Source organism: Cronobacter muytjensii ATCC 51329 (assembly GCF_001277195.1).
Taxonomy (GTDB): domain Bacteria; phylum Pseudomonadota; class Gammaproteobacteria; order Enterobacterales; family Enterobacteriaceae; genus Cronobacter; species Cronobacter muytjensii.
This window is the reverse complement of the sequence record NZ_CP012268.1, coordinates 3,583,395-3,592,857: the sequence shown is the minus strand read 5'-3', so window position 1 is coordinate 3,592,857 and position 9,463 is coordinate 3,583,395. Positions and strand designations below refer to the sequence as shown.

General features: G+C 57.2%; 14 protein-coding genes. 5 read left to right on the top strand and 9 right to left on the bottom strand.

What is annotated here, in order from left to right; genetic code table 11:
* Window positions 1-107 precede the first annotated feature (107 nt).
* The 5 genes from elbB to AFK63_RS16520 all read left to right on the top strand — a co-directional run bounded on the left by elbB (window position 108) and on the right by AFK63_RS16520 (window position 3,395).
* The gene (gene elbB, locus AFK63_RS16540) at window positions 108-761 is read left to right on the top strand and encodes an isoprenoid biosynthesis glyoxalase ElbB (RefSeq protein ID WP_038865554.1); all 654 of its coding nucleotides are present in this window, start codon (window positions 108-110) and stop codon (window positions 759-761) included.
* Entirely contained in the window at window positions 758-1,486 is a 729-nt protein-coding gene (gene mtgA, locus AFK63_RS16535; RefSeq protein ID WP_038865552.1) for a monofunctional biosynthetic peptidoglycan transglycosylase, read from the top strand. The genes elbB and mtgA overlap by 4 nt, the downstream gene beginning before the upstream one ends.
* A gap of 143 nt (window positions 1,487-1,629) precedes the next feature.
* Window positions 1,630-2,196 (top strand): hypothetical protein, encoded by a 567-nt coding sequence (locus AFK63_RS16530; RefSeq protein ID WP_038865550.1) that lies wholly within the window; start codon window positions 1,630-1,632, stop codon window positions 2,194-2,196.
* 26 nt (window positions 2,197-2,222) lie between these two features.
* A complete protein-coding gene (locus AFK63_RS16525) occupies window positions 2,223-2,660 on the top strand; it encodes a hypothetical protein (RefSeq protein ID WP_038865548.1) in 438 nt (145 codons plus the stop codon).
* A 303-nt stretch (window positions 2,661-2,963) separates the two neighbouring features.
* Window positions 2,964-3,395: a hypothetical protein gene (locus tag AFK63_RS16520; RefSeq protein WP_038865540.1), complete on the top strand. Its 432-nt coding sequence runs from the start codon at window positions 2,964-2,966 to the stop codon at window positions 3,393-3,395.
* Between the two features lie 60 nt (window positions 3,396-3,455).
* On the opposite strand, the gene npr is transcribed toward AFK63_RS16520, so the two are convergent.
* From npr to kdsC, 9 genes are all read right to left on the bottom strand, one after another.
* Complete coding sequence (gene npr / locus AFK63_RS16515; protein ID WP_007704900.1) at window positions 3,456-3,728, bottom strand: PTS phosphocarrier protein NPr; 273 nt, start codon at window positions 3,726-3,728, stop codon at window positions 3,456-3,458.
* Window positions 3,725-4,579 (bottom strand): RNase adapter RapZ, encoded by an 855-nt coding sequence (rapZ, locus tag AFK63_RS16510; protein WP_004385096.1) that lies wholly within the window; start codon window positions 4,577-4,579, stop codon window positions 3,725-3,727. Before rapZ ends, npr begins: the two co-directional genes overlap by 4 nt.
* 64 nt (window positions 4,580-4,643) lie before the next feature.
* Entirely contained in the window at window positions 4,644-5,129 is a 486-nt protein-coding gene (gene ptsN, locus AFK63_RS16505; protein ID WP_007714766.1) for a PTS IIA-like nitrogen regulatory protein PtsN, read from the bottom strand.
* An 80-nt stretch (window positions 5,130-5,209) separates the two neighbouring features.
* Window positions 5,210-5,497, bottom strand: a complete 288-nt coding sequence (hpf, locus tag AFK63_RS16500) for a ribosome hibernation promoting factor (RefSeq protein ID WP_007714769.1) — start codon at window positions 5,495-5,497, stop codon at window positions 5,210-5,212.
* Between the two features lie 22 nt (window positions 5,498-5,519).
* Window positions 5,520-6,959: an RNA polymerase factor sigma-54 gene (gene rpoN, locus AFK63_RS16495; protein WP_038865537.1), complete on the bottom strand. Its 1,440-nt coding sequence runs from the start codon at window positions 6,957-6,959 to the stop codon at window positions 5,520-5,522.
* Between the two features lie 97 nt (window positions 6,960-7,056).
* On the bottom strand, window positions 7,057-7,782 hold the full coding sequence (gene lptB, locus AFK63_RS16490; RefSeq protein ID WP_038865534.1) for an LPS export ABC transporter ATP-binding protein: 726 nt from the start codon (window positions 7,780-7,782) through the stop codon (window positions 7,057-7,059).
* Window positions 7,783-7,788: 6 nt separating this feature from the next.
* Window positions 7,789-8,346, bottom strand: coding sequence for a lipopolysaccharide ABC transporter substrate-binding protein LptA (lptA, locus tag AFK63_RS16485; RefSeq protein ID WP_038865533.1), 558 nt, complete (start codon window positions 8,344-8,346; stop codon window positions 7,789-7,791).
* Window positions 8,315-8,890, bottom strand: coding sequence for an LPS export ABC transporter periplasmic protein LptC (lptC, locus tag AFK63_RS16480; RefSeq protein WP_038865530.1), 576 nt, complete (start codon window positions 8,888-8,890; stop codon window positions 8,315-8,317). Before lptC ends, lptA begins: the two co-directional genes overlap by 32 nt.
* A complete protein-coding gene (kdsC, locus tag AFK63_RS16475; protein WP_038865528.1) occupies window positions 8,887-9,453 on the bottom strand; it encodes a 3-deoxy-manno-octulosonate-8-phosphatase KdsC in 567 nt (188 codons plus the stop codon). Before kdsC ends, lptC begins: the two co-directional genes overlap by 4 nt.
* Between the last annotated feature and the right edge of the window lie 10 nt (window positions 9,454-9,463).

The window sequence follows — 9,463 nt, the reverse complement described above, 5'->3', positions numbered from 1 at the left end:
ATAGCAAATCTTAAATGATTTGTTATATGAATCAGTAAAATGTGTGAAGCATAGCGTTTAAATAACGTTTTAGTCACATTTTCAACGGTTTAACTTAAGGGTAAATCATGAAAAAAATCGGCGTGGTGTTAAGTGGGTGCGGCGTTTATGACGGATCGGAAATTCATGAGGCGGTAATTACCCTGCTTGCGCTGGCCCGCAATGGCGCGCAGGCAGTCTGTTTTGCGCCCGATAAACCACAAGCAGATGTGATTAATCACTTAACGGGCGAACCGACGGGCGAGACGCGCAACGTGCTGGCGGAAGCGGCTCGTATCGCACGCGGCAAAATAGCGCCGCTTGAGCACGCGCGCGCGGAAGACCTCGACGCGCTGGTCGTGCCTGGCGGATTCGGCGCCGCGAAAAACCTGTGCGACTTCGCAACGCGTGGCAGTGAATGCGCGGTCGATCCGGCGCTGCACGCGCTGGCGACGGCCATGCATGCCGCGGGCAAGCCGCTCGGCTTTATCTGCATCGCGCCCGCCATGCTGCCGAAAATTCTCGCTGCGCCGCTGCGCCTGACCATCGGCACTGATATCGACACGGCCGAGTTGGTGGAAGAGATGGGCGGCGAGCATGTGCCGTGCCCGGTGGACGATATTGTGGTCGATGAAGAGAACAAGGTTCTGACCACGCCCGCCTATATGCTGGCCGAAAGCATCGACGAGGCGGCGGCAGGGATTGAGAAGCTGGTGGCGCGTCTGGTGGCGATGTGCCCATGAGTAAAGCGCGTGGCTCGCTGTTTGCTCGCCTGCGGCCTCTGCTGCTGCGGGCGTTTCTTATCGTGGCGGGCGTCTGGCTTGCCGGTATTTTGCTGTTTAGCGTTATACCGGTGCCGTTTTCCGCGGTGATGGTCGAGCGGCAGCTCTCCGCCTGGTTTAGCGGCGACTTCAGCTATGTGGCGCACTCCGACTGGGTGGGCATGGATGAGATTTCGCCGTGGATGGGGCTTGCGGTGATCGCCGCGGAAGATCAGAAATTCCCGACGCACTGGGGTTTTGATATGGCCGCTATCCAGAAAGCCGTCTCTCATAACGAGCGCAGCAGCCGCATTCGCGGGGCTTCCACACTGTCGCAGCAAACGGCAAAAAACCTGTTTTTATGGGACGGGCGCAGCTGGTTGCGCAAAGGGCTGGAGGCGGGTTTAACGCTCGGCATCGAAATTGTCTGGAGCAAGCGCCGCATCCTGACGGTCTATCTGAATATCGCAGAGTTCGGCGAAGGCGTGTTTGGCGTGGAAGAGGCGTCGCAGCGCTATTTCAACAAGCCAGCCCGCCGCCTTAGCGCATCGGAAGCAGCATTGCTCGCGGCCGTTTTGCCTAACCCGATACGTTTTAAAGTGAGCGCGCCGTCAGGCTACGTGCGTACGCGTCAGCAGTGGATTTTGCGCCAGATGCGCCAGCTTGGCGGGGAGTCCTTTAGTCCGATCCTCATGAACCGCCAGTAGAGACGCCGGATAAGCCGGGCGGAATGAGGGAACGGCCATGGCTATCACCAGGCTGGAGCAAACACTTATTGACAATGCCCGCGCCCATCAAGAGGCGCTGGCTACCTAAAATTACCGACTCCAGCAACACCAGGATGCGACCTATGAAGAACATCGCCAATATCACCTTGCACGTCTCCGGCATCGTGCTGTTCGACCCTCTGACGCTGCAGGCTTTCCTGCAACGTGTCGGTTACCAGGGCAGCGATGTGTTCGACCTGTTCATCGACGATCAGGCGATAGGGGCTCAGGCCATCGGCGAAGGGGTAGTCTTCCCCATCTACCAGATACCCGACGACGACTACGCGGTATTTCTTGAGCAAGGCGCCCTGCCGCCCGCCGGCGCACAGCGGCATTTCACCTACCAGGGCGCGCCACTGCATATGACCTCGGGTGTGCTCGTTGCGGCGGACCTCGGCGCGCTGATGGACTGGGACGCAGCGTTCTTCTGCAACTACCTGGAGAACTACCCGCTACGGCTGAAGAACAACGACTACCTGGAGGTGGCTCCGGGCCGGTATCTGGTTGCCATCAGCGGATACAGCGCACTGGCAGCGCCCCTGAATCCATTCGGCTACGGCTTGCGATTGGAGGCGGTGCAGCAATTGCCCCCAGCCCTGCCAGACGAAGACTTCGACTTCTCGCTCGAGCGCGTGATGGGCAATCCGTGAACCGGCGATTGTACGAGGAAATGACCATGCACATCGATGAACTGATTACCCTGGCGCATTACCGCAGCTTTCTCGACAGGCTGGAGCAGCAACTGGGCCAGCCGGTCGGCAGGGTGCCGTTGGAAGAAGGTCTGAGCGACTTCTACGACCACTGCCTGGAACTGGCCGGATTCGACGCCAGCGCACTGCTGGCCATCACCGAGCAGCAGCGCGAGGCGAGCCTGCGCTACATTGGCGCTAAGCTCGAGATGTTCGCCGAGCCCGAAGGCGGCAAGGACAACATCGTCAACGAGCCTCTGCCGTTGACGCTCCCGCTCGGGCACTTGATCGAGTTTGCCCTGCTTGGGCAGGGCCATGAGATTGCCGCCTACCTCAAGCAGCTGCGCATCCCCAGGGCCCAGCAATACGGCAAGCAGATTAGCGCGCTGTTCGCCCAGTTACGCACACACGATCAGCCCACCTGACCCTGGCCAGGCATGAGGGCGTCGAAAATGGAACGCTTGAAGTGGGTTGCCGAGAAGGATTGTGAAGGCTGGCTGCTTGTTCTGCCTTTGATATGGGTTTTGTACGAATTTTGAGGGCGGTTTGGGTGAGCTGCCTGTCACTGGAAAACGACCATGAACACTATCACCGGAAGGACGTAATTTATGGCCCTGATCATTGCTCACGAAACCCCCACTGAGTACGCCCCGACAGTCTCTTACAACTATTGCGGCTGCATGCCGTAGAGCGGCCGACACGTCTCGGAATTTTCAGGAAATGAAGTCGTGGAACTACTGCAGTTCTGCGAGCAAGAAGGCCACCGCCAGGGCTTGAATGATGCCCTCTGTGACCGTGTAGGGCAGCGTGAACATGCACCATTTCACCCCGCGTTCATGGGAGGCTACCCCGAGCAGACCTGGCATGATGCCTGCTGGACAGGCGTTCAACAGAACGAAGACACAGCGCCCGAGGCAATTAACGCAGAAATTCAGGAGACGTTGGTCAACCCTGACACCAGCTTTGGGTTGCGCGATGCATTGACCAGTGTCCTTGAGCGCGACCGTGCAGATGCTGTCAGCGACGCTGACTTTCTCAACGACATTATGAAGTGTCAATTCACGCGTACGCACTCAACAATCACTGACATGGACGGTATTCTCGCACGCGAGAATTACCGGCACTGCACCTTCCATAGCTGCTGTCAGCTGGTCATATAGCTCGGGCTTAACAGAGCGCGGCGCAATAGCGCAGCACGCGCTGCGCTGAGAGTAGGGCGGTCAGTCTTCGTCAAAGCCGGCGTTAAACAGCGCGATGACGGCCGCCAGCGCTTCTTTTTCCTGCGGGCCGGTGGCTTCTATCTCAATATGGCCGCCCTGGGCGGAATCGAGCATCAGCAGGGCTATCACGCTGCTGGCTTCCGCTTCGGTGCCCGCTTCATTACGCAACAGCACTTCCGCGTCAAAGCTCTGCACCAGTTCAAACAGCTTCATCGCCGGGCGGGCATGCATCCCGAGCTTATTGGTGATTTCGACAGTCTGTTTTACGGTCATGATTTGCGTTTTTCCAGCGTGCGATGGCGGGACTGAACGTTTTTGCCGCGCGAGCGGAAGTAATCCGCCAGCTGTTCGGCGATGTAGACGGAGCGGTGTTTACCACCGGTACAGCCGATGGCGACAGTCAGATAACTGCGGTTGTTGGTTTCCAGCATCGGCAACCAGAGTTCCAGATAGCTGCGCGTCTGGTAGATGAAATTGTGCACTTCGGTGTGGCGGTCGAGAAACGCCGCGACGGGCTTATCGAGACCGGTCATCGGGCGCAGTTTCGGATCCCAGTGCGGGTTTGGCAGAAAACGCACGTCAAAGACGTAATCGGCATCGATCGGAATGCCGTGCTTGAAGCCGAAGGATTCAAACACCATCGTGAGTTCACGCTCGCGCTTGCCAAGCAAGCGGGTGCGCAGCATTTCCGCCAGTTCATGCACCGACATTTCCGAGGTGTCGACAATCAGATCCGCGCGCGATCGCAGCGGCTCCAGCAGATCGTTTTCTTCATCAATGGCGCTTTCGAGCGACAGGTTTTTGCTGGAGAGCGGATGCAGGCGGCGCGTGTCGCTGTAGCGGCGAATCAGCGTGTTGCGATCGGCGTCGAGGAACAGCAGTTGCGGAGAGAACGCGTCCGGCAGGTTATTCATCGCCTGCTCAAACACCTCCGGGGATTCCGGCATATTACGAACGTCGATGCTCACCGCGGCGGATATCTGCCTTTCTGAAAGCGTGCGCGCCAGTTCAGGCAGCAGCACGACAGGCAGGTTATCGACGCAGTAGAACCCCATATCTTCCAGTGCACGCAGGGCGACCGATTTCCCTGACCCTGAACGTCCACTGACGATCATCAGAACCATCTGCTGTTTCTCCACACTTCAGACCGGTTAACCGGCGCCTCCTGGATTGTGCCTTTCAGCACGGTCATTCACTCTCTTCACTGGTTTCAGTGATTATCTGGTAGAGCTCTTCATCGCTTTGCGCGGCACGCAGACGACGGCAAATCGTTTTGTCCGCCAGTCTTTTAGCCACCAGCGACAGCGTATGCAGATGCGTTTTGGTTTGATCCGCCGGCACCAGCAGCGCGAAGAGGAGATCGACAGGCTGGTTATCGATGGCGTCAAAAGCAATCGGCGTTTCGAGCTGGACGAAAACGCCTACGGCGCGCAGCGTATCTTCTTCAAGCTTGCCGTGCGGAATGGCGATGCCGTTGCCGATCCCGGTACTTCCCATCCGCTCACGGGTAAGGATCGCTTCAAACACTACCTGCGGCGGCAGGCTAAGCTGCTTTGCCGCCAGCTCGCTGATAATCTCCAGGGCGCGTTTTTTACTCTGGCAGTGTACGCCGCTGCGGGTGCATTCCTGGTTTAAAACATTGCTCAATGGCAGAGCGGAATCATTATTCATCATAATTTCACCTAAGCGTTCTCTGGTGCGACGACCCGCCAGACGGGCCGGGCCGTCGATGTCCCAGCGAAACGCCCGGACAATTAATGTTGTTTCAGTTTATCTTTGTGTTTAGTGAGCTGCCGCGCCAGTTTATCAATCAAACCGTCGATGGCGGCGTACATATCCTGGCCTTCCGAACTGGCATGCAGCTCCCCGCCGTTCACATGCAGGGTGGCGTCGGCGATTTGCGTCACCTTTTCCACCTTCAGCACAATATAGACCTGATTAATCCTTTCGAAATACTGCTCCAGCTTGGCGAATTTGGTGGTGACAAACTCGCGCAGCGCTTCGGTGATTTCGACGTTATGTCCTGTGATGTTGAGCTGCATAGTGTCTTCCTTATCGGTTGAGTCAGACCAGCTGTTTGCGCTGGTTTGACGGCGGTATGGATAAAGACTCTCGATACTTCGCAACGGTACGGCGGGCCACCATGATCCCCTGCTCTGACAGCATAGACGTCAGTTTGCTGTCGCTTAAGGGTTTCGCGGGGTTTTCCGCTGCAATCAACTTCTTCACCAGCGCGCGAATAGCCGTGGACGAGGCTTCGCCGCCGCCCTCGGTGTTCACGTGACTTGAGAAGAAATACTTCAATTCGAAAATGCCGCGCGGGCTGTGCAGATATTTTTGGGTAGTAACGCGGGAGATAGTGGACTCATGCATCTCCACCGCCTGGGCGATATCCGCCAGCACCATCGGCTTCATATACTCTTCGCCCTGTTCGAAGAACGCCTGCTGCTGTTCAACGATGCAGCGGCTGACGCGCAGCAGCGTGTCGTTACGGCTTTCCAGGCTTTTAATCAGCCATTTCGCCTCTTGCAGGTTGCTGCGGATGAACTGGTTGTCAGATTCATTACGCCCGCTATTAGACATCGCGGCGTACTGCTGATTGATTTTGAGCCGGGGAATGCTGTCGGAATTGAGTTCCACTACCCAACGGCCATTATGCTTGCGCACCAGCACGTCCGGGATGACATATTCCGGCTCGCCAGTCTGGATAGACTGGCCGGGACGCGGATCGAGCGACTGGATCAGGTTCACCGCTTCTTTCAGCACATCCTCTTTCAGGCGCGTGACGCGCATCAGGCTGCGAAAGTCATGATTGGCTAACAGGTCGAGGTGATCGCTGACTATCTGCCGCGCCTGCGCCAGAAAGGGCGTGTCGGCGCTGAACTGCGAAAGTTGTATCAACAGGCAGTCGCGCAGATCGCGGGCGGCGACGCCGACCGGATCGAAACGCTGCACGCGCTTGAGCACAGCCTCAATCTCTTCGGGGCCGATATCGTCATCGTTGTCGCCCATGCCGTCGAGAATATCCTGCACCGTGACGGTGAGGTAGCCGGTGTCGTCCACCGCGTCGACGATCGCTGTGGCGATCGCGCGGTCGGTATCGGAAAAGGGCGTCAGTTGCACCTGCCACATCAGGTAATCCTGAAGGCTCTGGGTCGTTTCGCCCTGATAGACCGGCAGTTCGTCGTCGATATAGTCGGTGCCCGTGCCTGACGGCGTGCCGGCGGTGTAGATTTCGTCCCAGCTGGCGTCAAGCGGCAGCTCGTCCGGCATCTCTTTTTGCTCCAGCGCTTCGGCGGTATCCAGCCCTTCGTTGTCCTGCGTTTCCTGAGTGGCAATTTCGTCGTGAATGTCGGTTTGCTCAAGCAGGGGATTAATTTCCAGCGCCTGTTGCAACTCCTGCTGGAGTTCCAGCGTGGACAACTGCAACAAGCGAATGGCCTGCTGCAACTGCGGCGTCATGGCGAGCTGTTGGCTAAGCCTTAGTTGCAAACCTTGCTTCATATTCAGAGCAAAAATCCTCAGGTGTAAACGTCAAATAAGACCTGTCGCGGCGGGGCGCGCTGGGTGGCGCGCCGTTTCTGCCTGTTGCTCTACCCTATCAGAGTCTGAACTCTTCCCCAAGATATACGCGTTTAACCTGTTCATCCTGCAGAATATCGTCGGGCGTGCCGTGGGCGATAAGGTGCCCCTGGCTGACGATATAGGCGCGCTCGCACACCGCCAGCGTTTCACGCACGTTATGGTCGGTGATAAGCACGCCAAGGCCGCTGTCGCGCAGATGCTCAATGATACGTTTGATATCGATAACCGAAATCGGGTCGACGCCCGCAAAGGGTTCGTCAAGCAGGATGAATTTCGGGTTCGCCGCCAGCGCGCGGGCAATCTCCACGCGACGGCGTTCGCCGCCGGAGAGCGACTGGCCGAGGCTGTCGCGCAGATGGTCGATATGGAACTCTTCCATCAGCTCTTTGGCACGATCTTCGCGCTGCTCGGCGCTGAGATCGTCGCGAATTTGCAGAACGGCCATCAGGTTGTCGTAGACGCTCAGACGGCGGAAAATGGACGCCTCCTGCGGCAGATAACCGATGCCGCGACGCGCGCGGGCGTGCAGCGGCAGCAAGCTGATATCTTCGTCATCAATAATGATGTTGCCGGCGTCGCGCGGCACAATGCCCACGACCATGTAGAACGTGGTGGTTTTACCCGCGCCGTTCGGGCCAAGCAGGCCGACAATCTCGCCTGAGTTCACCGTCAGGCTGACATCTTCCACTACGCGGCGGCCCTTGTAGGCTTTCGCCAGGTGTTTCGCAATGAGTGTTGCCATAAGGGTTTAGTTGCTCTTGTTCTGATTCGGCGCCTGAGCGGCGTTGTCTTTATTCTGCAGCTGCGACGGCACCAGTACGGTGGTCACGCGTTTGCCTTTCTCGCTGAACGCCTGCATTTTCTGCTCTTTCACGAGATAGGTGATTTTGTCGCCTTTGATATTGCTGTCGAGCTGCTCAAGGTAGGCGTTGCCGGTCAGCACGACGAAATCGTTTTGCAGCTCGTAGTGCATCGTTGAGGCATGGCCTTTAACCGGTTTGCCGTTGTCCTGCATCTGGTAGAAAGTGGCAGGATTACCGTAACCGTCAATCACCTCTTTGCCTTTCTCACCGCCAGGGCGCGTGACGACGACTTTGTCAGCGTTGATTTTAATCGTGCCCTGCGTCACCACGACATTGCCGGTAAACGTCACCACGTTGCCCTGCATGTCCAGCGACTGCTGGTCAGATTCTATATGGATAGGCTGTTCGGTATCGCCCGTCAGCGCGAACGCCGGGAAGCCTGCCGCCAGCAGCGTACTGGTCAGTACGACATTAAGGCTGAGTTTGTTTATTCTGGATTTCATAGGAGGTTCTAACCTTTTCAATCAGCTCGGCATTTTTGCTGCGAAGGTTCCCGCGCATTTTCAGGCCGCTGGAATTAAAGCTGGTGCCGTAAAGAGTGACAAGCGTATCAGAGGTAACATCCTGGGTGACCAGGTTGATCTCTGCCTTGTCGGTCGTAATTTTGCGCAACTGCGAATCCGGCGTCAGCGCGTTCACTTCCACATGACCGGTCAGGTAGAGCATTCTGTCATTGGTCAGTTTGGCACGATCCGCTTTGACCGACCAGGTCGGCACTTTGTTGGTATCAAAGGTGGTCATCACCGGCTGTGTAAACCAGGAGACGCCGTCTTCTGAGAAATACTCGACGTGCTGTGCGACTAAGCGATAGTTCAGCGCGCCTTCCGGGCTGTAAACCACCGTGTTTGACTGCTCGCTCTGGTATGTCGGCTCATTGCTGTTTACTGTCAGCGGGCCGCCTTCATCCTGATCGGCGAGGTTAATGCCAATCAGCACCAGCGCGGCCAGCGCCAGCAGGATGATTATCCAGCGTCTGGTCTTACTCATATGGATTGCCCTATGGCCTCATCTAATTTTCCCTGCGCCAGCAGCAGAAGATCGCAGACTTCGCGCACCGCGCCGCGGCCGCCCGGGATATGGGTGACGTAATCGGCCTTCGGCGTCAGCAGCGGATGCGCATCCGCTACCGCCACGCTCAGCCCGACTTGCGCCATCACAGGCCAGTCAATTAAATCATCGCCGACATAAGCGACATTTTCCGGAGCAAGCGCCAGTTTTTCCAGCAGTTGGCGGTAAGCGATGAGCTTATCGGACTGGCCCTGGTAAAGATGCGTAATGCCAAGCGTTTCACAGCGGTCTTCAAGCAATTTCGCTTTGCGCCCGGTGATAATCGCGACCTCAATGCCGGACGTCAGCGCGCAGCGTACGCCGTAACCGTCGCGCACGTTAAAGGCTTTCAGCTCTTCGCCGCTGTTGCCCATGTAAATGAGGCCGTCGGACATTACGCCGTCGACATCCAGGATCAGCAGGCGGATTTGCGCCGCCCGCTCAATGATCTGCGCGCTCACCGGCCCATAGCAGGTAGAGATGGCGCCATCAGGGTTACTCATTAAACCTTTC